General features: G+C 62.2%; 17 protein-coding genes. 11 read left to right on the top strand and 6 right to left on the bottom strand.

The window, feature by feature from the left end; translation table 11 throughout:
• Nucleotides 1–19 precede the first annotated feature (19 nt).
• From RFER_RS10355 to RFER_RS10315, 9 genes are all read left to right on the top strand, one after another.
• Nucleotides 20–1,576 (top strand): malonyl-CoA decarboxylase, encoded by a 1,557-nt coding sequence (locus RFER_RS10355; protein ID WP_041790540.1) that lies wholly within the window; start codon nucleotides 20–22, stop codon nucleotides 1,574–1,576.
• 94 nt (nucleotides 1,577–1,670) lie between these two features.
• Nucleotides 1,671–1,862, top strand: a complete 192-nt coding sequence (locus RFER_RS10350) for a hypothetical protein (protein WP_011464341.1) — start codon at nucleotides 1,671–1,673, stop codon at nucleotides 1,860–1,862.
• Between the two features lie 68 nt (nucleotides 1,863–1,930).
• Nucleotides 1,931–3,160 carry a succinyldiaminopimelate transaminase gene (gene dapC / locus RFER_RS10345; RefSeq protein WP_011464340.1) on the top strand — a complete coding sequence of 410 codons (1,230 nt, stop codon included), beginning with the start codon at nucleotides 1,931–1,933 and terminating at the stop codon, nucleotides 3,158–3,160.
• Between the two features lie 35 nt (nucleotides 3,161–3,195).
• Nucleotides 3,196–4,020, top strand: coding sequence for a 2,3,4,5-tetrahydropyridine-2,6-dicarboxylate N-succinyltransferase (dapD, locus tag RFER_RS10340; protein WP_011464339.1), 825 nt, complete (start codon nucleotides 3,196–3,198; stop codon nucleotides 4,018–4,020).
• A 41-nt stretch (nucleotides 4,021–4,061) separates the two neighbouring features.
• On the top strand, nucleotides 4,062–5,249 hold the full coding sequence (locus RFER_RS10335) for a PilT/PilU family type 4a pilus ATPase (RefSeq protein WP_011464338.1): 1,188 nt from the start codon (nucleotides 4,062–4,064) through the stop codon (nucleotides 5,247–5,249).
• A gap of 19 nt (nucleotides 5,250–5,268) precedes the next feature.
• Nucleotides 5,269–6,444 carry a succinyl-diaminopimelate desuccinylase gene (gene dapE / locus RFER_RS10330; RefSeq protein ID WP_011464337.1) on the top strand — a complete coding sequence of 392 codons (1,176 nt, stop codon included), beginning with the start codon at nucleotides 5,269–5,271 and terminating at the stop codon, nucleotides 6,442–6,444.
• The gene (gene prmB / locus RFER_RS10325; RefSeq protein WP_011464336.1) at nucleotides 6,441–7,373 is read left to right on the top strand and encodes a 50S ribosomal protein L3 N(5)-glutamine methyltransferase; all 933 of its coding nucleotides are present in this window, start codon (nucleotides 6,441–6,443) and stop codon (nucleotides 7,371–7,373) included. The genes dapE and prmB overlap by 4 nt, the downstream gene beginning before the upstream one ends.
• A gap of 10 nt (nucleotides 7,374–7,383) precedes the next feature.
• Complete coding sequence (locus RFER_RS10320) at nucleotides 7,384–7,896, top strand: GNAT family N-acetyltransferase (protein WP_011464335.1); 513 nt, start codon at nucleotides 7,384–7,386, stop codon at nucleotides 7,894–7,896.
• Complete coding sequence (locus RFER_RS10315) at nucleotides 7,893–9,848, top strand: ABC-F family ATP-binding cassette domain-containing protein (protein WP_011464334.1); 1,956 nt, start codon at nucleotides 7,893–7,895, stop codon at nucleotides 9,846–9,848. The genes RFER_RS10320 and RFER_RS10315 overlap by 4 nt, the downstream gene beginning before the upstream one ends.
• A 496-nt stretch (nucleotides 9,849–10,344) precedes the next feature.
• On the opposite strand, the gene dnaE is transcribed toward RFER_RS10315, so the two are convergent.
• On the bottom strand, nucleotides 10,345–13,902 hold the full coding sequence (gene dnaE, locus RFER_RS10310; RefSeq protein WP_011464333.1) for a DNA polymerase III subunit alpha: 3,558 nt from the start codon (nucleotides 13,900–13,902) through the stop codon (nucleotides 10,345–10,347).
• Between the two features lie 112 nt (nucleotides 13,903–14,014).
• On the opposite strand from dnaE, the gene RFER_RS10305 reads away from it, so the two are divergent.
• Nucleotides 14,015–14,653: a response regulator gene (locus RFER_RS10305; protein WP_011464332.1), complete on the top strand. Its 639-nt coding sequence runs from the start codon at nucleotides 14,015–14,017 to the stop codon at nucleotides 14,651–14,653.
• Here RFER_RS10305 and RFER_RS10300 read toward each other — a convergent pair.
• From RFER_RS10300 to RFER_RS10290, 3 genes are read right to left on the bottom strand one after another with little or no spacing between them, the layout of a single operon-like run.
• On the bottom strand, nucleotides 14,626–16,587 hold the full coding sequence (locus tag RFER_RS10300; RefSeq protein WP_011464331.1) for a hybrid sensor histidine kinase/response regulator: 1,962 nt from the start codon (nucleotides 16,585–16,587) through the stop codon (nucleotides 14,626–14,628). The genes RFER_RS10305 and RFER_RS10300 overlap by 28 nt on opposite strands.
• Nucleotides 16,584–17,516 (bottom strand): ABC transporter substrate-binding protein, encoded by a 933-nt coding sequence (locus tag RFER_RS10295; RefSeq protein WP_011464330.1) that lies wholly within the window; start codon nucleotides 17,514–17,516, stop codon nucleotides 16,584–16,586. Before RFER_RS10295 ends, RFER_RS10300 begins: the two co-directional genes overlap by 4 nt.
• Before the next feature lie 15 nt (nucleotides 17,517–17,531).
• A complete protein-coding gene (locus RFER_RS10290; protein ID WP_011464329.1) occupies nucleotides 17,532–19,595 on the bottom strand; it encodes a TonB-dependent receptor plug domain-containing protein in 2,064 nt (687 codons plus the stop codon).
• A 126-nt stretch (nucleotides 19,596–19,721) separates the two neighbouring features.
• Here RFER_RS10290 and RFER_RS10285 point away from each other — a divergent pair, with 126 nt between their 5' ends.
• Nucleotides 19,722–20,366: a hypothetical protein gene (locus tag RFER_RS10285; RefSeq protein ID WP_011464328.1), complete on the top strand. Its 645-nt coding sequence runs from the start codon at nucleotides 19,722–19,724 to the stop codon at nucleotides 20,364–20,366.
• 434 nt (nucleotides 20,367–20,800) lie between these two features.
• On the opposite strand, the gene RFER_RS10280 is transcribed toward RFER_RS10285, so the two are convergent.
• Both RFER_RS10280 and dinG read right to left on the bottom strand, forming a co-directional pair.
• Nucleotides 20,801–21,097: a hypothetical protein gene (locus RFER_RS10280; RefSeq protein ID WP_166485704.1), complete on the bottom strand. Its 297-nt coding sequence runs from the start codon at nucleotides 21,095–21,097 to the stop codon at nucleotides 20,801–20,803.
• 98 nt (nucleotides 21,098–21,195) lie between these two features.
• Nucleotides 21,196–23,346: an ATP-dependent DNA helicase DinG gene (dinG, locus tag RFER_RS10275; RefSeq protein ID WP_011464326.1), complete on the bottom strand. Its 2,151-nt coding sequence runs from the start codon at nucleotides 23,344–23,346 to the stop codon at nucleotides 21,196–21,198.
• Nucleotides 23,347–23,380: the final 34 nt, after the last annotated feature.

The raw sequence follows: 23,380 nt of genomic DNA, 5'->3' as shown, positions 1-23,380 counted from the left end.
TAAAAGGAAGGCACTTACCATGAATACCTCCGACTGGATCACCCGCAGCGTATCCAAACTGCTGCCCACCGCAGGTTCAATGCAAAAAGTGACGCTAGCCCCCGTGGAATATAGCCAAAGCGCTATTTATATGGGAGCAGATAATAACGTGTCGACGGCTGAAACGAGGCCGACACCGACCGCCGCGGCCGTGAACCAGCCGTCAACGTCGACCAGCACGAGTGAGCGATCGACTTCCCGCTCCCTGCGCGAACGCCTGGCAGGCACCTTGCGCCACAAGGACGAGGCGCTCTCACCGCGCTTGCTGCGTCGCACACTGACCGAACTGCAGACCGTAGTCGACAGCCAGGTCAGCGAGGTCGAAGGCGGGCGCCGCGCCAGTCAGTTCGCACTTTGGTATGCCACCGCCTCGCCCGCGCAGCGGCGCGACTGCTGGCTGCTGATGAGCGAGCAGTTTGCGCCCGACCCCGACATTGTCGAGACCGCGCGCGGACACTACGAGGCGGCCCAAAACACGCCCGACGCCGGGCAAGCCGAGATCAGCTTGCGCCGGGCGCTGGTGTCGCCGCGCAGCCGCTTGCTGCAACGCTTTGCAGCGTTCCCCGAAGGCATGCAATTTCTGCTTGGCCTGCGCACCGAGTTGCTGCCACACCTGAAAGCCGAAAAGCGCCTGCTGGCCCTGGACGGCGAGCTGGAAAACCTTTTTTCCAGCTGGTTTGACGTGGCGTTTCTGGAGTTACGCCGCATCAGTTGGGATTCGCCCGCGTCGCTGATCGAAAAGCTCATCAAATACGAAGCGGTGCATGACATTCGCGGCTGGAACGACATCAAGAACCGGCTTGATTCGGACCGCCGCTGCTACGGTTTTTTCCATCCTCAGTTGCCCAATGAACCACTGATCTTTGTCGAGGTGGCCCTGCTCGACAAACTGCCTTGCGCCATCTCGCCACTGCTGGACGAAGCGGCGGCACCGGCCGACCTGGCCAAAGCCACAACCGCCATCTTTTACTCCATCAGCAGCACCCAGACCGGTCTGCGCGGCATGAGTTTTGGCGACTCGCTGATCAAGCGCGTGGTGGAGACCCTCAGGGCCGAGTTTCCCCGCCTGCGCACTTTTGCCACCCTCTCGCCGATGCCGGGTTTTCGCAGTTGGCTGGGCAAGAACGTCACCGCCATGCTGGCTCGGCTCGATGAAAAGACCCGAGCCGCGCTTGCCAGTGCCGTGGGCGCGCAGCCCTTGGCGGCAGCGGACCTGCTGGCCGCCGCCGAGCAGGCGCAGTCACTTGACGCCAGATCGCCGCTGCGCCACTTCCTGATGCAATGCGCCGCCCACTACCTGGGCCACGAGCTGGCGCAAGGCAAGCCACTGGATCCGGTGACGCGTTTCCATCTGGGCAATGGCGCACGCGTCGAGCGGCTGAACTGGGGCGGAGATCTCTCGGCCAAAGGCTTCAAACAATCCTACGGCATGATGGTCAATTACCTGTACGACCTGAAGCGGCTGGACAAGTACCGGGCGCAGTTTGCCAACAGCAAACTGGCGGTTTCAAGCGAAGTTGAAACGCTGGGGTTTTGACGGAATTAGGGGCGTTCCCCTTCGAGCGGTATGGATTCATACCGGGTGCAGGGGCATACTGCAAGCTCAACACCAGCACCCAGACAGGAAAATAATGACCATCTGCCCCATCGCCATTGCCGTCGGCTGCAAGAAATGCCCGGTCTTCAAAATCTGCCCGGTCAAGTCCCTGATCGGCGACGTCCCCAAGGCCTCAGCCGTCAAGCCTGTCGCCAAGCCAGCCGTCAAACCCGCAGCCAAATCAGCAGCTAAATCGGCGCCAGCGCGCAAAAAAACCAGAAAATAAGCCGTCTTTGCTCGCCGGTCGGTGGCGCGACAGCCAGGCCCGCCGCTCAGGCGGGATAATCGCTGCCCATGAATCCACTGCTCACTCTTTTGCAGCCCTACCCGTTTGAGCGGCTGCGGCAACTTTTCTCCGGCGTCACCCCCAATCCAGCCTTGCGGCCGATCAGCCTCGGGCTGGGGGAACCCAAACACGCCACCCCCGCCTTCATTCAACAAGCCATGATCGAGGCTATTGGGCGCACGCCCAGTGGCCTGGCCAGCTACCCGGCCACGCAGGGCGAGCCCGCCCTGCGCGAAGCCTTTGCCCAGTGGCTGAAGAAACGCTATGCCATCCACGCCGACCCGGCCACGCAGATGCTGCCGGTGACCGGCTCGCGCGAAGCCTTGTTCGCCCTGACCCAAACCGTGGTTGACCCCGGCGCTCGCCAGCTTGGGCATGAAAAACCGCTGGTGGTCTGCCCCAATCCGTTTTACCAAATCTACGAAGGCGCCACGCTGCTGGCCGGTGCCCAGCCCTACTACGTCGCCAGCGACCCGGCGCGTAACTTTGCACCCGACTGGGCCGTTGTGCCAGCTAGCGTGTGGGCGCGCACCCAACTGCTGATCGTCTGTTCGCCGGGCAACCCGACCGGCGCGGTGATGCCCTTGTCGGAGTGGCAAATGCTGTTTGAACTGAGCGACCGGCACGGCTTTGTCATTGGCTCCGACGAGTGCTACAGCGAGATTTATTTCCACGACGACGCCCAGGGTGGACCGCCGCTGGGCGGCATGGAAGCCGCGGCGCAACTCGGCCGGCTGGACTTCAAGAACCTGATTTCACTCACCAGCCTGTCCAAACGCAGCAATGTGCCCGGCATGCGCAGCGGTTTTGTGGCCGGTGACGCCGCCATCATCAAGCAGTTTTTGCTCTACCGCACGTACCACGGCTGCGCCATGAGCCCGGTGGTGCAAGCCGCCAGCACGGCGGCCTGGCGCGATGAGCAGCATGTAGTCGAGAACCGGGCGCTGTACCGCAGCAAATTCGCCCAGGTCACCCCCTTGCTGGCCGAGGTGCTGGACGTGGCGCTGCCCGACGCCGGCTTTTATTTATGGGCCAAAGTGAAGGGCAATGACACCGACTTTGCCCGCGACTTGTTCGCTCTTTACAATGTGACGGTTTTACCCGGCTCCTACCTGGCGCGTGAAGCGCAAGGCGGCAACCCCGGTGCCGGGCGTATCCGCATGGCGCTGGTGGCCGAAACCGCCGAATGCGTGGAAGCCGCCCGGCGCATCGCGCAATTTGTCAAATCCAGAACCTGAAACCGAAACGGTTTCACCTCCCGAGAAGAATTTTCATGACGCAACAACTGCAATCCATCATCGACGCGGCCTGGGAAGACCGTGCCAATCTGTCCAGCGCCGCCGCCCCCAAAGAAGTGCTTGATGCGGTCGAGCACGTCATCTCCGACCTCAACGCCGGGCGCTTGCGCGTCGCCACCCGCGAGAGCGTGGGCCAATGGACCACGCACCAGTGGATCAAAAAAGCCGTGCTGCTGAGCTTTCGTCTCACCGACAACCAGGTCATGAAAGCCGGTGACCTGGGCTTTTATGACAAGGTGCCAACCAAATTTGCCCACCTCGACGAAGAAGCCATGAAGGCCTCGGGCGTGCGTGTGGTGCCACCGGCGGTGGCGCGGCGCGGCAGTTACCTGGCCAAGGGCGTGATCCTGATGCCCTCCTACGTCAACATCGGCGCCTATGTCGATGAAGGCACGATGGTCGACACCTGGGCCACCGTGGGCTCCTGCGCGCAGATCGGCAAGCATGTGCACCTGAGCGGCGGCGTTGGTATTGGCGGCGTGCTGGAGCCAATGCAGGCCGGCCCCACCATCATCGAGGACAACTGCTTCATCGGCGCCCGCTCCGAGGTGGTGGAAGGCGTGATCGTGGAAGAAAACTCGGTCATCTCGATGGGCGTTTACCTCGGGCAAAGCACGCCCATTTATGACCGCGCCACCGACACCGTGAGCTATGGCCGCATCCCCAGCGGCTCGGTTGTCATCAGCGGAAGCCTGCCCAAGAACGAGGGCAAATACAGCCTGTACGCGGCCATCATTGTCAAACGGGTGGATGCACAGACACGGGCCAAAACCAGCTTGAACGACCTGCTGCGCGACTGATTTTTTTCGACCCCCACACGCATAGAAACCGGGACGCAAGCATGGCAACCAGCGCACCAAACGCAACACCGGGCACCTCCGGCACCATGGAGCGAATTCTTCGCCTGATGAGCGAGAAAAAAGCGTCCGACGTTTATTTGTCCTCCAACTCGCCAGCCCTGATCCGCATCAACGGCCAATGCGTCCCGATCAACAGCCAGATGCTGCCGCCCGAGGCGCCACGCAATTTGCTGGCCGAAATACTGCCACCCAACCGCCTCGAAGAACTCGAAGAGTTGAATGAGCTCAACATCGGTTGGTCGCTGGCGGGCGTCGGCCGCTTTCGCATCAGCGCGATGCGCCAGCGCGGCTCCATCGCGGCGGTGATCCGCTATATCTCGGTCGACATCCCAGCGCTTGATACGCTGGGTGTGCCCCTGATTCTGGGCCAGTTGATCATGGAAAAGCGTGGCCTGCTGCTGATGGTGGGCGCCACCGGTGCCGGTAAAAGCACCACCATGGCCTCCATCATTGACCACCGCAACGCCAACGCCACCGGCCATATCCTGACGATTGAAGACCCGATGGAGTTCTTGTTCAAAAACAAGCGCTCGGTGGTCAACCAGCGTGAGGTTGGCACCGACACCCAGTCGACCCATATCGCCCTGAAGAACGCTTTGCGCCAGGCCCCCGACGTGATCATGATTGGCGAAATCCGCGACCGTGAGACCATGTCGGCGGCCATTGCCTACGCCCAGACCGGTCATTTGTGCCTGGCCACCCTGCACGCCAACAACAGCTACCAGGCGCTCAACCGGATCCTGAGTTTTTACCCGGTCGAAGTGCGCCAGACCATGCTGGGCGATCTGTCCGCCTCGCTCAAGGCGATTGTGTCGCAGCGTCTGCTTCGCACCACAGCCGGCGGACGCATCCCGGCGGTGGAAATCATGCTCAACACCAATCTGGTGGCCGAAATGATTGAAAAAGGCGATTTCTCCGGCGTCAAGGACGCCATGGAAAAGTCGATGGCCGAAGGTGGCCAGACCTTCGAGCAAGACATCGCACGCTTGATCCTGGAAGGCGTGGTGGACCGCAAAGAAGGTCTGCTCAACTCGGATTCACCGACCAATTTGATGTGGCGCCTGCAAAACGACTTCAACGCCCGGACACAAGCGTCCGAGCCCGCCGAAGACCCGGATGATCAACCCTCCTTCACCGAAATCACGTTCGACGTGAAACACGGGTCGTGAACCACCCATTTTGAAGCTGATGCCAAAAACTCTGCACCTGGCCGAACAACTGATCGCCCGCCCCTCGCTCACGCCCGATGATGCCGGCTGCCAGCAAATCATCGCTGAACGACTCGCCCCGCTGGGCTTTAGCTGTGAAACCATCACCAGCGGCCCGGCTGATTTCCGCGTCACCAATTTGTGGGCAAAACGGGCTGCAGCCCCCGTCAAATCTGCGCAACACACTACCAAATTAGTAGTTTTTGCCGGCCACACCGACATCGTGCCCAGCGGCCCGGTGCAGCAATGGCGCTGCCATCCGTTCACACCCACCCAGTTCGATGGCAAGTTGTACGGTCGCGGCGCGGCCGACATGAAAACCTCGCTGGCGGCGTTCGTCGTCGCGGTTGAAGAGTTTTTGACGGCCCAGCCGGACACGGCTTTGGCCATCGGTTTTTTGCTCACCAGCGACGAAGAAGGCCCGGCGCTGGATGGCACGGTCAAAGTCTGTGAAGCGCTGCAGGCGCGCGGCGAACGCATCGATTACTGCATCGTCGGTGAGCCCACCTCCCTGGAGCGCACCGGCGACATGATCAAAAACGGCCGCCGCGGCACGCTCAGCGCCCGCTTGACCGTCAAAGGTGTGCAAGGCCATATCGCCTACCCGCACCTGGCCAAAAACCCGATTCATCTGGTCGCACCCGCGCTGGCCGAGTTGGTGGGCGTCGAATGGGACCGGGGCAACGCGTTCTTCCCGCCCACCTCCTGGCAGATCAGCAACATCCACAGCGGCACCGGCGCCAGCAATGTGATTCCGGGCGCGGTGGTGATTGACTTCAACTTCCGCTTTTCCACCGAGTCCACACCCGAGTCGCTGCAGACCCGGCTGGCTGCGGTGCTGGAGCGCCACGAGCTCGACTACGAGCTGGCGTGGACGCTCGGTGGCACGCCGTTCCTGACCGAGCCCGGCACACTGGTCGACGCGGTGGTGGACGCGATCAAACAAGAGACCGGCCTGACCACCGTTCTCTCCACCACCGGGGGCACCAGCGACGGCCGTTTTATTGCCAGAATTTGCCCCCAGGTCATCGAGTTCGGCCCGCCCAATGCCAGCATCCACAAGATCGACGAACACATCAACGTTGCCGATATCGAGCCTTTGACAAACATCTACCGGCGCGTGCTGGAGAACCTGAGTGCGGGGCTGAGCGCATGACGGTGCTGGAACTGATCGAAGCAGCTGCCGCCCAGCTCACTGAGGCGGGGGTGGCATTTGGCCACGGCACCGACAACGCCTTTGACGAAGCCGCCTGGCTGGTGCTGTGGCAACTCGGGCTGCCGCTCGATACACCACTCGATACACCGCCAGCAGATGCGCCCGATGCGCCGCAATTTGCAGCAAATCGGCCTGTAGCCCCAGTGGAACAGGAGCAGGTAGCTACTCTTATAAGAGCAAGAATCACATCCCGCCAGCCCGCCGCTTACCTGACGCAGGAAGCCTGGTTGATGGGCGTGCCGTTTTACGTCGACCCGCGCGCCATCGTGCCGCGCTCGCTGATTGCCGAGTTGCTGGTGAACGGCGGCATTGACTACTGGCTCAGCGATGCCACCCACGCCGTGCTGGACCTGTGCTGCGGCAACGGCAGTCTGGCCGTGCTGGCGGCCATGGCTTACCCGGACGTGACGGTGGATGCCTCTGACTTGTCAAAGGAGGCCCTGGCGGTGGCCCGCATCAACGTTGACAAACATGGCCTGGGCGGGCGCATCACCCTGATCGAATCGGATGGCTTTGCTCGCCTGCCGGGCCGCTACGACCTGATTTTGTGCAACCCGCCCTACGTCAACTTGCAGAGCATGGCCGCACTGCCGCCTGAATTTCACGCCGAGCCCGCGCTGGCGCTGGACGGCAACCGCGCCGGCGGCCAGGATGGCATGGACTTCATCCGCAGACTCTTGCGTGAGGCGCCGCAGCACATGAATGAAGACGCCGTGCTGGTGCTGGAAATCGGCAACGAGCGCGAACACTTTGAAGCGGCCTTCCCCAGGCTGGAAGCGATCTGGCTGGAAACCAGCGCCGGTGAAGACCAGGTGCTGCTGCTGACACGGGAGGCCCTGAGGGCCAACCAGGAAGCCCGGCAGGACTAGTACCAAGACCATGCAGGCACTGTTCCAGCTGACAAATATTTCGACCCCGGCAGACTATGAGATTTTCAAAGGCCTGCTGCTGGAGTACGCTGCGCGCGACCTCGACGACCCCAAAAACAGCACCATCTGGAAAGACATCGAGCAGTTGCCGGGACGCTACGCAGCGCCCGTTGGCGCCGTGGTGCTGGCAACCGTCGGCGGTGAACTGGCGGGTTGCGGCGCGTATACGGCCACGGCGCACAGCGGCATTGCAGAAATCAAACGCGTTTATGTCCGGGACGGCTTTCGTCGTCAGGGACTGGCGCGCGCACTGACCCAGGCGCTCATCAGCCGCGCCAGGCAAGCGGGCTACGCGACAGCGGCCATCTGCACCTGGTCGCACAACACGCAGGCCCTCGCGCTCTACCAACAGCTGGGCTTCACACCCATTTCATCCTTCAGAGAGCCTTCCAAAGCTCACCTTGTTTTTCTCGGTTTGCCGCTCGGCCAATCCGGCCCAGACACAAACACTCTTCTTGCATGATCACTCTAAAAAACGTTACCCTGCGCCGCGGCGCCAAAGTGCTGCTTGACGGCGCCTCCGTCACCCTCAATCCAGGCGAAAAGGTCGGCCTGGTGGGCCGCAACGGCGCGGGCAAGTCCTCGCTGTTTGCGCTGCTCAACGGCACGCTGCCGGAAGACGGCGGCGAATACTTCATCCCCAGCCAATGGCGCATGGGCCAGGTCGCGCAGGACATGCCCGAGACCGAGCAAAGCGCCACCGACTATGTGGTCGACGGCGACACCACGCTGCTGGCCGCGCAACAGGAAGTCACCGCATCGGAGGCCACCGACGATTACGACCGCATGGCCCACGCCTACATGGCGCTGCAGGATGCCGGTGCGCACGACGCGCCGGCGCGCGCGCAAGCGCTGATCCTGGGGCTGGGCTTCAAGACCACCGAACTCAACAACCCGGTCAACAGCTTCTCGGGCGGCTGGCGCATGCGGCTGCAGTTGGCGCGTGCGCTGATGTGCCCATCGGATCTGCTGCTGCTCGACGAGCCCACCAACCACCTGGATCTGGACGCCTTGGTGTGGCTGGAGTCGTGGCTCAAAAAATATGACGGCACCATGATCGTCATCAGCCATGACCGCGAGTTTCTGGACGCCGTGACGGATGTCACGCTGCACATCGACGCGGCAAAATTGATGCGCTACGGCGGCAACTACAGCAAGTTCGAGGACATGCGCGCCGAGCAGATGAACCTGCAACAAAACGCGTTTGCCAAGCAGCAGGACAAGATTGCCCACCTGAAGAAGTTCATTGACCGCTTCAAGGCCAAGGCCAGCAAGGCGAAACAGGCGCAAAGCCGGGTCAAGGCGCTGGACCGCATGGAGAAAATTGCACCCCTGTTGAGTGAGGCTGACTTCACCTTTGAATTCAAGGAGCCCGCCAACCTGCCGAACCCGATGCTGTCGATGACGGGGGTCAGTTTTGGCTACCCGCCGCCCGACGATGCGCCAGTTGGCACGCCGCCGACCGTGATCGTCAAGAACGTCAGCCGCTCGGTGCTGGCCGGTCAGCGCATCGGTATCCTGGGTGCCAACGGGCAAGGCAAATCGACGGTGGTGAAAACCATCGCCCGCGAGCTGCAGCCCCTCGAAGGCGAGATCACCGAAGGCAAGGGCCTGAACATCGGCTACTTTGCGCAGCAAGAACTCGACGTGCTGCGCCCGCTAGATACGCCGCTGGAGCACATGATTCGCCTGGTCAAGGACCTGACCGCGCTGGGCAAGATTGCCGGCCAGGCGACACGCGAGCAGGACCTGCGCAGCTACCTGGGCACCTTCAACTTTGGCGGCGACATGGTCAAGCAGGCCGTGGGCAGCATGAGCGGCGGTGAGAAAGCAAGGCTGGTGCTGTGCATGATCGTCTGGCAGCGCCCCAACCTCTTGCTGCTCGATGAGCCGACCAACCACCTGGATCTGGCCACGCGGGAAGCCCTGAGCATGGCGCTCAACGAGTTTGAAGGCACGGTGATGCTGGTCAGCCATGACCGCGCTCTCTTACGCGCCGTCTGCGACGAGTTCTGGATGGTCTCGCGCGGTGGGGTTGAGCCCTTTGACGGTGATCTGGACGACTACCAGCGCTATTTGCTCGACGAAGCCAAACGCCAGCGCGAAGCCATCAAGGAGGCCAGCAGCGCAGCGGCCAAAGCCGAGCGCAAAGCACAGGCAGAAGCAGCGGCCAAGCCCAAGGTCAAGGTGGCGTCCAGCGGCGCCAAACGTCAACTCGAACAGCTCGAAGCCCGTATGGCGGTGCTCAACGGCGAAGGCGCGGCGCTGGAGGGCCTGCTCTCCAAATCGCCGCCGCCATCCGACTATGCCGAGCTGGGCAACCGGCTCAAGGCGGTCAACGACGAACTGCAGCTCCTGGAAGAGCAGTGGTTGACGCTGTCGGGGCAGGTGGAAGCAGCGGCTGTATCTCACTGAATTTCAAGGATTTCAGGCCGTCGGGCGAGATGAACGTTATTTCACGTCAAGACTTTTGTCATTTGCTCACGCCTGTTCTTCCCCCACTCACTCCCCCCGCCCTCTCTCGCCCCGCCGGGCGAAAGAGGGAGCTAACCGCCACATTTGGCCGCGTCCCTTAAGGTGGGAAATTGGTTCTTGACGGCGCGTTGGTCTCAAAAAGGCGGTAACCCATGAACCGGCCGATCCAGCTAATTGTCAGGTTAACTCGATGCCAAGCCTAAGCTGAAAACCAGCGCAGCATCTGCCTGGGTGCTCGGTCTCGTCATACCATGCCGCCACTTGGAGGCCAGCGAGCGGTTGAACTTCTCTTTTCCCACCTTCAAACACGCGGCCAAATGAAGCTCCCCTCTTTCGCCCGGCGGGGCGAGAGAGGGGTTGGGGGAGTGAGTGGGGAAAAAACAGCTATAAATCCAATAGCTACTTAGACACAAAACACGGGGGCTAGAACCCTATTTCACTCATAAACAATGTCAGACTTCCCCGCCCCCGCCTGCACCCGCCAGCCCGCCAGCGCCGCGTTGCTGGGGTAAAACTTGGCACGTTCCCCCAGTTGCAACTCCGCCGCAGCCCGAACGCCCTCCCCCTGGCAGGTCACCGACAGCCGCACGCCCAGGCCGCGCAGCAGCTCGCCCTGCTCGGTGACTTCGCGCAGCGGCGGGTAGTCCCGGGCCATGCGGGCGATATCGGGCGCCTGGCCGGGCTGCGTGCTCACCACCAGCCGCAAAAACTTGCCAAAGCGGCAGCGCGCCTGCTCCAAATCCCAAATCTGCGTCACCGTGAGCTGCATACCGCCTGAAAAACGGTCCGGTTTCAACTGGCCCATGACGATCACCAGTTCGTCGTCCTTGAGCAAATTCTTGTGCGCGTTGATCAGCGCTTCATCGGCTCGTGCCTCGATCACACCCGATTTATCGTCGAGCTTGAACAGCGCCAGCTTGCCGCGCTGGCCGTTGATGACCCGAAAATCAGTGATGATGCCGGCCAGCAACTGCGGCTCGCGGATGTCAATCAGGTCGTCGATCTGACGCTTGGCAAAGCGGCGCACTTCCAAAGCCACCTCGTCAAACAGATGGCCCGACAAATAAAAGCCGACGGCGGTTTTCTCGAACGTCAGGCGCTCTTTCACACCCCACGGCACAGCCTGCACCAGCTCCGGCTCTTGCGTGCTCGACCCTTGCGCGTCATCGTCCATGTCGAACAAACCGCCCTGGTTGGCGTTGGCCAGTGCGGCGGCGCCAAACTCGAACGCCAGGTCGGTCGAGGCCAGCAGGCTGGCGCGGTTGAGCTGGATGGCATCAAACGCACCGGCCTTGATCAGCGCCTCGACCGTGCGCTTGTTGACGCGCGAACGGTCCACCCGCACGCAAAAATCGAACAGACTTTTGAACGGCCCCGCCACATCGCCCGAGGGCCCGACACCACGGCCTTCGCGCGCCGCCACAATCGCCTCAATCGCTTGCTGGCCACTGCCCTTGATGGCGCTCAGGCCATAGCGAATGACCTTGTCGGAGATCGGCTCAAAGCGGCTGCCACCCCGGTTCACATCGGGCGGCTCAAACGTCAAGCCCATTTTCAAAGCGTCTTCGTACAAGACCTTGAGCTTGTCGGTGTCGTCCATTTCCACCGTCATGTTGGCGCAAAAGAACTCGGCCGTGTAGTGCACCTTGAGCCATGCCGTGTGGTAGGCCAACAGTGAATAGGCGGCCGCGTGCGACTTGTTGAAGCCATAGCCGGCAAATTTTTCCATCAAGTCAAATACCTCGTCGGCCTTGGCTTGATTGATGTTGTTTTTGGCCGCACCGTCGCGGAAGATCTGGCGCTGGCGGGCCATTTCATCGGCGTCTTTCTTGCCCATGGCGCGGCGCAGCATGTCAGCGCCACCGAGCGAATAGCCGCCCAGAATCTGTGCCGTCTGCATCACCTGCTCCTGGTAGACCATGATGCCGTAGGTCTCGCTCAGCATCTCGGCCACCAGCGGGTGCGGGTACTCGACCACCTCGCGGCCATGCTTGCGCGCCACAAAGCTGGGGATCAGGTCCATCGGGCCGGGCCGGTACAGGGCGTTGAGCGCAATCAGGTCTTCCAGGCGGGTCGGCTTGGCGTCTTTCAACATGCCCTGCATGCCGCGCGATTCAAACTGGAACACGGCCTCGGTCTTGCCCTCCTGAAACAGCTTGTAGACCCGCATGTCGTCCAGCGGCAGGTTCTCAAAGGCAAAGTTTTCCTGGCCCCGGTGACGCTCGATGATGAAGTCGCGCGCAATCTCCAGAATGGTGAGTGTGGCCAGGCCCAAAAAGTCGAACTTGACCAGGCCAATGGCTTCCACGTCGTATTTGTCAAACTGACTCACCGCCGAGTCACTACCGGGCTGCTGATAAAGCGGACAAAAGTCGGTCAGCTTGCCCGGTGCGATCAGCACACCGCCGGCGTGCATGCCGACGTTGCGCGTCAAGCCCTCTAACTTGCGCGCCAGTTCCAGCAGGGTCTTGACGTCTTCTTCCTTGGCCTCGCGCTCAGCCAGCAGCGGCTCGGCCTCGACGGCATAGACGGTTTTGTCGTCTTTCTTTCGATCCGGTGGCGGCAACTGCAGGCTCACGCTGACGCCCGGCTTGTTCGGGATCAGCTTGCTGATGCCATCGCAAAAGGTGTAGCTCATGTCCAGCACACGTCCCACGTCGCGCACCGCAGCGCGCGCGGCCATGGTGCCGAAAGTGACGATCTGGCTGACGGCGTCCTTGCCGTATTTGCTCTTGACGTAGTCAATCACCAGGTTGCGGTTGGTCTGACAAAAGTCGATGTCAAAGTCGGGCATCGAAACCCGTTCCGGGTTCAAAAAGCGCTCAAACAGCAGGTTGTAGCGCAAGGGGTCCAGGTCGGTGATTTTGAGCGAGTAGGCCACCAGCGACCCCGCGCCGGAGCCCCGTCCCGGCCCGACCGGGCAACCGTTGTTTTTGGCCCAGTTGATGAAGTCGCCCACAATCAAAAAATAGCCCGGAAAACCCATCTTCACGATGGTATTGAGCTCAAATTCAAGCCGTGCCAGGTAGCGCGGCATCTCTTGGCCGCGCTGCGCCGCATCCGGGTACAGATGGGCCATGCGCTCTTTCAGGCCCTCGTGCGAGGCATAGCGAAAGTAATCATCCGGCGTCATGCGCTGGCCGTTGACCTCGGGCGTCGGAAAGTCAGGCAGCTGCGGTTTGTCCAGCACCAGGGTCAGGTTGCAACGCCTGGCAATCTCCAGCGTGTTGGCGAGTGCCGAAGGCACGTCGGCAAACAGCGCCTGCATCTGCGCGCTGGACTTGAAATACTGCTCGCGCGTGAAGCGGCGCACCCGGCGTGGGTTGCTCAAAATTTCACCGTCGGCAATACACACGCGCGCCTCATGCGCTTCAAAATCATCCGGCCCGGCAAACTGAATCGGGTGCGTCGCCACCACCGGCAAACCAGCGCGCGCGGCCAATTGCACCGTGGCCACGACATGCGCCTCATCGTCGGGGCGACCGGCGCGCTGCAACTCCAGGTAAAACCGATGGGTAAATACGCCCGCCAACTGCAGTGCAGCGTCCAGCGCGCGCGCCACATCGCCCTGCAGCAGCGCCTGCCCCACCGGCCCGGCCTGGGCGCCGGACAAGACGATCAAGCCCTCGCCCAGCTCTTTCAGCCAGTCCAGCTTGACGCTGGCCTGCGCCTTGTTGCCCTGCTGCGTCCAGGCGCGCGCCAGCAACTCCGACAAATTGAGGTAACCCTGCTTGTTTTGCACCAGCAGCAGCAGCCGCGACAGCGCGCTGGCATCCTGGCCCAGCCCTTCGAGCCAGATTTCGGCGCCAATCAGCGGCTTGACGCCGCACTTGCGCGCCGCCTTGTAAAACTTGATGGCGCCAAACAGATTGCTCAGGTCGGTAATGGCCAAAGCCGGCTGGCCATCAGCGGCCGCGGCCTTGACGCTGTCGCCAATACGGTTGGTGCCGTCAACGACGGAAAATTCAGTGTGCAAACGAAGGTGGATAAACATGGTTCATTCTAATTTGCGGGACTGACCGCCGCGAATCCGTGCTCCTTTTCCCAGGTCTTGACCCAGCGCACGTTTTGCCGGCATCAGACGGGTGCATACTCGAACAAAAAAAATGAATCGCCTGAAAATCCTCGTTGTCGATGACCATGCCCTGGTGCGCGAAGGCTTGCACCAGGTTCTGCAGGGGCTGAACGAACCGGTTGAGGTGCTGGAGGCTCCTGACTGCGAGCGTGCTTTTGAACTGGCCGCCCTGCATCCTGAGCTTGATCTGGTGCTGCTCGACTACGACCTGCCCGGCATGAACGGCCTGGAAGCACTCAAGGTGCTGGGCCAGGCGCATCCCGAGCTCCCCATCCTCATGCTCTCGGGCATGGCCAATCCGCAGATGGTGCGCAAGGCGCTGGCCAGCGGCGCGGCCGGTTTTCTGTCCAAGAACGGCCATAGCGCCGACTTGCTGGCTGCCGTGTGCCTGGTGCTGGCGGGCGAGGTTTATGTGCCCATGGACCTGCTCACGCCAGGCGCCTCCCCGGGCAAGTCGGCGCCCCAAGTCACGCCGCGCCAGGCCGAGGTCCTGGCCCTGCTGCTGGACGGCCGCTCCAACAAGGAAATCAGTGAAGCGCTGGCGCTGACCGACGACACCACCAAGAACCATGTAACCGCCCTGCTGCGCGCTTTTGACGTCAAAAGCCGCACCCAGCTGGTGCTGGCTGCCAGCCGCCAGGGCTACACCGCCTCCCCGCCGTCAGCTTGAACCGACCGGGTCAAACGCCGCAGCAAGCTGCGCAGCTTGGCCGGACGCACCGGTTTTTGCAACAGGGTGAGCGATGCGAGCGCAGCCGCCTGCATCAGAGTGGCGTCAGTATCACCGCTGATCAGGCAGGCCGGTATCGGCTGGCCGGCAGCAGCACGCAGCTGGTGAATGACCTCAATGCCGTTTTCGCCATCACGCAAACGGTAGTCGGCCACGATCACCTCGGGCGCAACGCCGCTTTTGAGCAGCGCCAACGCCATGGCCAAGCCCTCTGCTACGGCCACCTCGACCCGCCACGAATCCAACAAGCTCACCAGCGCCTCCCGCACCAGTTGATCGTCCTCAATCACCAGCACCCGCAGGCCGGCAATGTCTTCAAAGTTGCGCGGTCGCAGCGGACTGCGCCGCTCAAGGGCAACGCCGGGCGGCGCCACTGGCACGCACAGGCTAAAGCGCGTGCCACGGCCCAAACTGGAGTGCATTTGCAAGGGGTAGCCGAGCAGTTGCGCACTGCGCTCCACAATGCTGAGCCCCAGTCCCTGGCCCTTGTTGCGGTCACGCTCGCTGTTGCCAATTTGGTAAAACTCCTTGAACACCGCCGACTGATGCTCTGGCGCGATGCCAATACCACTGTCCCACACCTCAATGCGGACGTGCTGGCCGTCAGCGCCAGATCGACACGCCAGCAATACGCCCCCAGTCTGCGTGTAGCGCAAGGCATTACTCAGCAGATTGAGCAGAACACGGTGCAGCAGGGCTGAGTCGCTCAGCACCCAAACCTGCGTCGGGCGCACGCGCAAACGCAAACCCTTTTGCTGGGCGGTCAACGCCAGACTGGCCCGCAATTGCTCAAACAGATCGGCCAGCGGGAAGGGGCGCAACTGCACCTGCACCGCCTGCGCCTCCAGCCTTGAGACATCGAGCAAGCCATCCAGCAGCTCCTGCAGCGCCTGCACCGACGCATCCAGGTTGCCGATCAAATGCGTCGTCGGCGCATCGTGCGGCAACTGTGCCAGTCGGGCGACAAACAGGCCCAGCGCGTGCATCGGTTGGCGCAAGTCATGACTCGCCGCGGCCAGAAAGCGCGACTTGGCCCGCGTGGCGGTCTCGGCCTCTTCTTTTTTCTCGCGCAAGGCCTGCGTCGCCGTGGCAATCCGCTGCTCCAGCTCATCCCGGCCGGACTCCAGCCGTTGCGCCATCACGTTGAGGCCCTGCTGCACCTCACGCAAGGGGTCACCCGGCAAGACCTCGGCGCGCGCCGACAGTTCGCCAGCACCGATGCGTTCAATCAGTCGGGAGACCCGCGCAATGGGCCGAATCACCCCACGGCCCAAGCGCGCCGCCAGCAAGGCGCCGAACAACAGGCCGCCCAGGGTGATGGCAATGCCCGCCAACAGCATCTGGCGCGCTCTCTGGTTCAGCGACTCGCGTGAAAACTCGATCAACACATGGCCGAGCAGGAGCGGCGCCGGCATGGCTTGACCGGCGCCGCCGGCGGTGTCGAACTGCGCTTGATACAGGTCGTCCAGTGGTACCTGGGTGGCCGCAACCGGCTGCAGCAACAAGTCCAGATCGGCGCCGGGCTCATACTGTTCACGTTCCTGCCGATCCAGCAACGGCTGTGTCTGATAGCTGGGCTTGCCCGCGTGCGCCAACACCTTGCCCTGCGCGTTCACAATGGCGACCGAGCGCACGTCAGCCTCGCGCAGCGCGCCACCGGCCAGGGTTCGCAACTGGCTGACGTTGTCTGAAAACAGGCCATATTCACTGGCCGTGGCGAGTTGGCGGGCCAGGGACCGGGCGCGCTGGCGGTGCGCCGCATTGATGTCATCGAAGCGGGTGAACAGAAACACCGCTGCCAGCAAGACGGCAATCAAGGCCACCGGCAACACCGCGGCCAACAACATCCGGTGACGGATACCGCCCAGTTTCATGGTGCCGCCTCCCGCTGGCGCAACAGTGTGCGCAAAACAGCAGCGTCGAGCCTCAGTCCGAGCGAACGGGCCACATGCTCATTGACGTCAACGCTGAAGTCCTGCGAATACAGCGGCGTGGCCGACAAGGTCTTGCCCTGCAAGACGCCACCGGCAATGAGGGCCGCTTGCTGACCGATTTGCTCAGGCGTGACATGCAGGGCCAGCAGGGCGCCAGCCCGTACATAGGCGGGTGAAAAAGCCACCAGAGGCACACCCGCCCGGAACGAAGTCAGCAGGACATTTTGAATGCTGCTGCTGTTGAAGACCTGCGGATCGGCCAGCGCCAACAACACATCGGCGCCTTCCAGCGCGGCCTTGAGGCCCGGAAAAAGCAATTCACCCTGCCCGACGTCCGCCTCCAGCAGGCTCAAGCCCCTGGCCTGCGCGAGCGCTCTCAAAGTGGGCGCCTGCGTTTTCGACTCGGGCCCCCACAGCACGCCAATGCGGCGCGCCTCGGGCAAGGCCAACTGAATCAGCCCCAGTTGTCGGCTCAGGGGCTGATCCAGATAGAGCGCCGAGAACTGGCTCGACGCCTTGCGCCCACTGCTGCGCAAGACCCGCTCAAAACTGCTGCGCGGCAGCAGCGCGCACAGCACCGGCGTAGTCAATGGCGCCAGTGCCAATGCATTGGCGGCTTGGGCACCCAGTGCCACAAACAGCTTGGGCGTCAACACACCGGCGCCAGCCAACTCGGCGGCTGTGAGCTGCAGCATGTCGTGGCGCGACCAGCCTGTGCGCTCAAGTTCGCGCACCAAGGTGTCAGCCGCCTGCGCATAAGCCGGGCTGCGTTCACTGCTGACGATCACGACCGTGACGGCCTGCACCGTTGGTGCCGTCAGGCAGCCGAGCCAGAACGTCAGCAACAGTAAACGCAGGCGCGCCAACATGGGACCGGACCAGACTTAGTTTTCCAGCCGCAGGGTCACGAAGGCGCGGCGTTGGAACCTGAATAGCTGATCAAAATCGAGGTATGGCGAGCCCAGGTTTTGCACGACCAAGGCGACTTCGCCCCGAGTGGCACCAAATTGCACTGGCAGGGCCAGCCGCAAATCGGTGCGGGTCATCGCCAGGTGACTGCCTGATGAACCCGTCAAAACAACCGGGCCGCTATCCTGGTGCATCAAACTTAGATCAACGCCGCCCGGCAATTTCTGAAGATAGGTCAGAGAACTGGCCACTTCCGGCGCTGGCAGAACGGTACCAGTATCAATCGAATTGATGTTGGTATAGGTTTGATTGAAAATGAACTGGGCATCTCGCCAAGGACGCCATTTCAACTGGTATTCAAAGCCTTTGATGGTGAAATCCTCATCGTTGACATAGTCCCACGGCGCTGATGCCAACAGGGTTGTGCCAGCGGGCAAAACAGACTTGCGCCCGCGCACGAAACCGGCAATCCGCTCGTGAAACACACGTACATCCAGGCCCGCGCGCAGCCACGGGAAGTCACCGAGGTAACCGAACTCGCGCACCAGCAAACTCTCAGGCTGGACGGCGCCGCTGGCCAACGCGGTTACCTTCAGTAAAACGCCATTCGAGGTGTAGCGCGCGTCGGCAAATTGCTCGAAAGTACTGTTTGAACGATAGGCTTTCGACACCCCAAAACGCAAGGTCTGACCCTGGGCGACGTGCCAGTTGACCATCAGCCGCGGCGAAAAATTGTCGCCCCTGACATTGTTATTTTCGTACATGCCGCCCGCATTCAACAGGGCGTTGTCGGCAAATCGCCATTCTGCGTTACCAAACAGGCGGGTGTAATCGGTGCGCAGGACGGCATCGGTGTTGTAAAGCGCCCGCGACACCACCTCCTCACGCCTGAGCTCACCACCCAGTACCACCCGAAGTGCAGAACTGTGGCGCAGGGTGTGCTGCAGGGACAGCGTGCTGCTGCTCGCGCGGCCACTGGTATCAATGTCAATGCTGTCATCAATACCCGCCACCAGATTCTTGAATTGAATCAGCGCCGCGTTTCCGCCGTCCGGATACGCCGCCACCTGATTTTTGTAGGAGAGCAGCGAATACGCAAAACTGTTCCGAAGGGACTCTTGGGTGTGCGACAAACTCAGCGCCATATCTTCATCCGCGCCCAGACTGCGCCGCCAGTCGAGTTGCGCATAGCCAGCGCCGAAAGAACGATCGTGCGGTGGATTGTCAGGCTTGCCCACGTAGCCTTCGCCGGAATCGATGGTTAAACCGCCCGCGCGCAGCCCAACTTCATCCCTCGCACTGGCGCGCAGATCAGCGCGAAGGTTCACGCGATTGATCAGGTTGTGGCCGTTCGACCCGCTCAGACCGTCGTCACCGCGGCGGTCAAGCCCGAGGCGAAAGGTGGCACCGTCCTGGCCCCAGCCAATGCTGGCCTGCGCATCGCGAATGCCGTTTTCGCCGGTCGTCACGGCGGCCTGCCGACCCAGCGTATCGACCGTGTGGCGCGTCACAATATTGATCACCCCCAGCATGGCGCGTGCACCGTAGGCAGCGGAGTTGGAGCCGCGCAGCACCTCGATGCGTTCAATATCGGCCATCGCCACGCTTTGCAAACCGGTGGCAGTACCGCCGAAAAGATAAGGCGAGTAGACCGAGCGCCCGTCCACCAGCACCTGCATGCGTGCCGAGTAGGCGTCAAAACTACCGTGGTAGCTGGCCAGTGGCGCGCCGGTTTCAAACGAGGTACTGGTCTGGAACCCGGGCACCAGACGCAGCAGGTCAGCCACGTCGCGTGCGCCGGAGAGCCGGATCATGTCGCGGTCGATGATGGTCACGGCACCCGGCGTCTCGTCCAGGCGCTGCGGCAGCCTGGATACCGACAACACAAGCGGCATCTCGGTCAGAAAATCGGTCTCGGACAGCGCCGTGGCGTTCGCGGCGCTGACGCTGACGGGCTCAGGTGTCTGCGCAATGGCCAGTCCGAGGCTGCCAAGCTGGCAGATCAGGGCACCCAATAGACGCAGGGTCGGCGCTAACATATTGTTTCTCATCATTACATTTTGCCTTGTCCGCCAGCCGTGCTCCCAAGCCAGGGCGCGGGCAAAGCGGCGCAACAACGTCATGACGTGCCCCATCAGGCAACATGGGTCACATAATGACGCACCATGTCCAAATCTGCACGTTCCACGCTTGATCTGCCCGTGGCAGTCACCACCGACCCAGCAACCGGTCTGCGCCACAAAGTCGGCGACGCCATTCTGGGGCTGGTGTTGCGCGTGCCCGCTTCCAGCGAAAGAGAAATTGAACAGCCCGAAAAGCGCGCCCGCGCGCTGAGCCGCGCCGCCGCCCGCCAGGCTGGTGTGATGGCCGGTTCGCTGGCACTGCCGCCGGGCTTTCTGGGCTGGCTGACGGTGCTGCCAGAACTGGTGGGGGTATGGAAGCTGCAAGCGCAACTGGTGTCAGACATCGCGGCGGTCTATGGCAAACAGGCCACGTTGGGCCGGGAGCAGATGATTTACTGCCTGTTCAAGCACGTCTCGGTGCAGTTGTTTCGCGATGTGGTGGTGCGCGTGGGCGAGCGCTATGTGGTTCAAACCGCGTCGCTGGGGTTTATTCAATCGGCCGCGCGGCTGCTGGGCGTCAAGGTGACGCAACGCATCATTGGCAAGAGTGCGAGCCGCTTTGTGCCCTTGCTTGGCGCAGTCGGCGTCAGCGCCTACGCCTACTTTGACACGCAACAAGTGGCCAAGACGGCAATCGACTTGTTTTCGAAAGAGATCGTCATCGATGCCGAAACGCCGTCGCGCTGACTTCTTGTAGACAAAACAGGGCTCTAGCCACCGTCCTATATGGGTGATGCGCTTTGATTTTCTTAGTGCTTCATTTTTTTATGTTGGGCATCGACAGAGCCACTAGCGCAATTCTTCCAGCGCAATTCTTTTTTCCGGCGCGGTATTCCCCCCTATCTCCCCCGCCTCTTTCCACCCCCGCCGGGGCGGAAAGAGGAGCCCCATGTGGCCGCGTCTATTTAGGTGGGAAATTGGCACGCAATGGCACGTTGACCTTCAACTGATTGAATGGCTTCGAGGTGTGTTGTCACCACTTCGAGGCCAACGCGCAGTCGCGCATGTAGTTCCCGCCTTTGAAGACGCGGCCACATGAAGCTCCCCTTTTTCGCCCGGCGGGGCGAGAAAGGGGTTGGGGGTATGAGTGGGGGCAAGAACGCCAAAAAATCCCAAGCCCTTCAAGAACCCGCCCGCTTGTCTTCCTTGATTTCCTTGACCTCCGCGTCAATCACATCGGAGTCGTCGCGCCGGGGCGCAGCGCCGTGCGCTGGCGGGCGATAAAAGTGCTGCCACATCGCTTGCCGATTGACCTGAAACGTCCAGGGACGCACCGGCTGACCGGTCAGCTTGGCCCACAACGCGCGCAGCAGCCACAGCACCAACACCAGCAAGGCGGCAACCAGCAGACTGGCCATGAAGATCAAACCCGCCAGTAGCAGCACCACCCGCACAACAAAACCAAAAATCGTATTCATCATCGCTTTCAATTCAAAACGCCTGTCCTTAACTTTTACCTCTGCCCTGACCTCAACTGCGGTCGCGGGCCCCGAATGCAAGGCAAGGGCTCGTCAAGCTACATCGCCCGCAGCACACCCGCCGAGCGGCGCAGCACCGCGTAGGCGGGCAAGCCCTGCAGCATGCGCCGCCCAAACGCCATGGTGAGCAGGCGCCGGTCATAACAGATGACGGTCGCCACATCTTCTTCGGTGCGAATCGCCCGCCCCGTCCACTGCAGCAGCCGGATACCGGTGGCAGGCACCACCAGTTCGGAAAACGGGTCGCGCCCGACACTTTTGAGCCACTCGGAGCGCGCTTCTTCCACCGGGTCCGACGGTGGACTGAAGGGCAATTTAGCAATCAACACGGTTTCGCACAGCCGCCCGGGCAAGTCCAGCCCTTCGCCAAACGACTGCAGGCCAAAAATGACGGAAGGCCGCCCCGCCTCCACCCGCGCCTGATGCGTGGCCAGCAGCCGGGTGCGCGCCATTTGCCCCTGCACCAGCACCACGTCCTGCAGCGTGGGGCTCAGGGCGTCGACCGCCGCTTTCATCTGCACGCGCGAGGTGAACAGGGCCAGCGCGCCATGTTCGATTTGGCTCAGATCGAGCAGCAACTCCGCCACCAGCTCGCGTGTGTAGGCCTCGACGTTCTTCGGGTCAGCCACGGTCTCGACCACGATCAAGCGACCTTGGGCGGTGTAATTAAAAGGGCTGGCGACCTCCAGCGTGGACACCGTCTCGTCGTTGTCGAGCCCGGCTTCCTGCAGAAAAAAATCAAAACTGCCGCAACTCGTCAGCGTCGCCGAGGTGATGACGGCGCCGCGCACCTGGCGCCACAGGCTTTGCTGCAACAGCTCGCCCGGCACAATCGGGCAGGCGTGGGCACTCATAAAAACCAGGCCCGAGCTGGTGTCGGACTTGAGCCACTTGGCCAGCGGTTGCGGCCCCTGTTGCAGCAGCATGCCGCTGGTGGCCAGCACACTGCCCAGCCTGGGCGCCATCGGACCGAGCTTGGCGTACAGCAGGGAGCTGCTCAAGGCCAGCGCCGGGTCTTCCTTGGCGCGCCGTTTCAGCTCGGCGCCCAGGGCTTCGAGCACGCCGGACAAGCCCCTGGCGTGGCCCTGAATCAGCGTCATCGGCTCCAGCAAGACAACCGGCAGCACGCCGTTCTTGAAGCGCTGGGTGCCGTCGTAGCCAGTGCCGCCGGTCCGCAACAAATCCATGGCGATGCGGCTGACATCGAGCAAGGCGGTCTTGAGCTGCTGGGCCAGGGTGTTGACGTCCTGATCAGGCGTCCGACTGATCTTCTCGCTCACCTCCAGCAAGATTTTGGGCAGTTTGTCGAGCCAGCGCAGGCTTGATAGGTCCATGCTGCTGGAAAACTGGTCCAGCGCGACGGCGGGCAGGTGGTGCCCTTCGTCAAACACCACCAGGCATTTTTCCAGCTCGGGCAGCGCATTCATGCCGAGCGAGGCCAGCACCAGGTCATGGTTGGCAACGATGACATTCGCTTCGGCCAGTTGCGTGCGCGCCTGGTAGTAGCTGCAGTCGCGAAAACGCGGGCAGTGCCGCGCGGTGCAGCTGTGGCGCTCCGCCGCCACCGCCGACCAGTCGCGCGCGTCGGGCTGCTCGGCGAGCTTGTCGCGGTCGCCGTCCCATTTGCCTTGGCTCAAGGCAGTGGCCAGCGCGTCATAGAGCTTCATGCGCCGCTCTTCAGGGTCAACACCCTGCAGCTGGGCGGCAAACGCTGCGCGCGTGGGTGGCGTGTCTTCATCCACGCCAAACAGCTCCTCGTTCAGTTCATCGCCGCCCGGACCGGCCAGGCGCTCCAGCTTGAACTTGCACACGTAGCGGCCACGCCCCTTGGCCAGCGCAAAGACAAAAGGGCTTTCCAGCACCGCGGCCAGCGCGGGCAAGTCCTTGGTCATCAGTTGCTCTTGCAGCGCCACCGTGGCGGTTGAAATGACGACCCGGGTTTTGCGCGCCAGCGCCAGCGCCACGGTAGTGGCCAGGTAAGCCGCCGACTTGCCCACGCCGGTGCCGGCCTGAATGACCGCAATAGACTTGTTGGGCTCGGCATGCTCGCCCAGCGTCACGCCCGACAAGGCACTGGCAATCTGCTGCGCCATGTCACGCTGGCCGGGGCGGGAGCGAAAACCCGCCGTGGCGTCCACCATCTGGTCAAAAGCGGCCAGCGACAGGCCCGCCAGATCGTCGGTACTCAAGCGAATGACTCCTGATTGGGTTGTTTGGATTGAT

It is taken from the genome of Rhodoferax ferrireducens T118 (assembly GCF_000013605.1).
GTDB lineage: Bacteria > Pseudomonadota > Gammaproteobacteria > Burkholderiales > Burkholderiaceae_C > Rhodoferax > Rhodoferax ferrireducens.
This window is presented reverse-complemented; position numbering and strand designations above follow the sequence as displayed.

Coding starts and splice junctions, on each gene's coding strand:
- RFER_RS10355 (WP_041790540.1), top strand. CDS start 20: ATGAATACCTCCGACTGGATCACCCGCAGCGTATCCAAACTGCTGCCC.
- RFER_RS10350 (WP_011464341.1), top strand. CDS start 1,671: ATGACCATCTGCCCCATCGCCATTGCCGTCGGCTGCAAGAAATGCCCG.
- dapC (WP_011464340.1), top strand. CDS start 1,931: ATGAATCCACTGCTCACTCTTTTGCAGCCCTACCCGTTTGAGCGGCTG.
- dapD (WP_011464339.1), top strand. CDS start 3,196: ATGACGCAACAACTGCAATCCATCATCGACGCGGCCTGGGAAGACCGT.
- RFER_RS10335 (WP_011464338.1), top strand. CDS start 4,062: ATGGCAACCAGCGCACCAAACGCAACACCGGGCACCTCCGGCACCATG.
- dapE (WP_011464337.1), top strand. CDS start 5,269: ATGCCAAAAACTCTGCACCTGGCCGAACAACTGATCGCCCGCCCCTCG.
- prmB (WP_011464336.1), top strand. CDS start 6,441: ATGACGGTGCTGGAACTGATCGAAGCAGCTGCCGCCCAGCTCACTGAG.
- RFER_RS10320 (WP_011464335.1), top strand. CDS start 7,384: ATGCAGGCACTGTTCCAGCTGACAAATATTTCGACCCCGGCAGACTAT.
- RFER_RS10315 (WP_011464334.1), top strand. CDS start 7,893: ATGATCACTCTAAAAAACGTTACCCTGCGCCGCGGCGCCAAAGTGCTG.
- dnaE (WP_011464333.1), bottom strand. CDS start 13,902: ATGTTTATCCACCTTCGTTTGCACACTGAATTTTCCGTCGTTGACGGC.
- RFER_RS10305 (WP_011464332.1), top strand. CDS start 14,015: ATGAATCGCCTGAAAATCCTCGTTGTCGATGACCATGCCCTGGTGCGC.
- RFER_RS10300 (WP_011464331.1), bottom strand. CDS start 16,587: ATGAAACTGGGCGGTATCCGTCACCGGATGTTGTTGGCCGCGGTGTTG.
- RFER_RS10295 (WP_011464330.1), bottom strand. CDS start 17,516: ATGTTGGCGCGCCTGCGTTTACTGTTGCTGACGTTCTGGCTCGGCTGC.
- RFER_RS10290 (WP_011464329.1), bottom strand. CDS start 19,595: ATGTTAGCGCCGACCCTGCGTCTATTGGGTGCCCTGATCTGCCAGCTT.
- RFER_RS10285 (WP_011464328.1), top strand. CDS start 19,722: ATGTCCAAATCTGCACGTTCCACGCTTGATCTGCCCGTGGCAGTCACC.
- RFER_RS10280 (WP_166485704.1), bottom strand. CDS start 21,097: ATGAATACGATTTTTGGTTTTGTTGTGCGGGTGGTGCTGCTACTGGCG.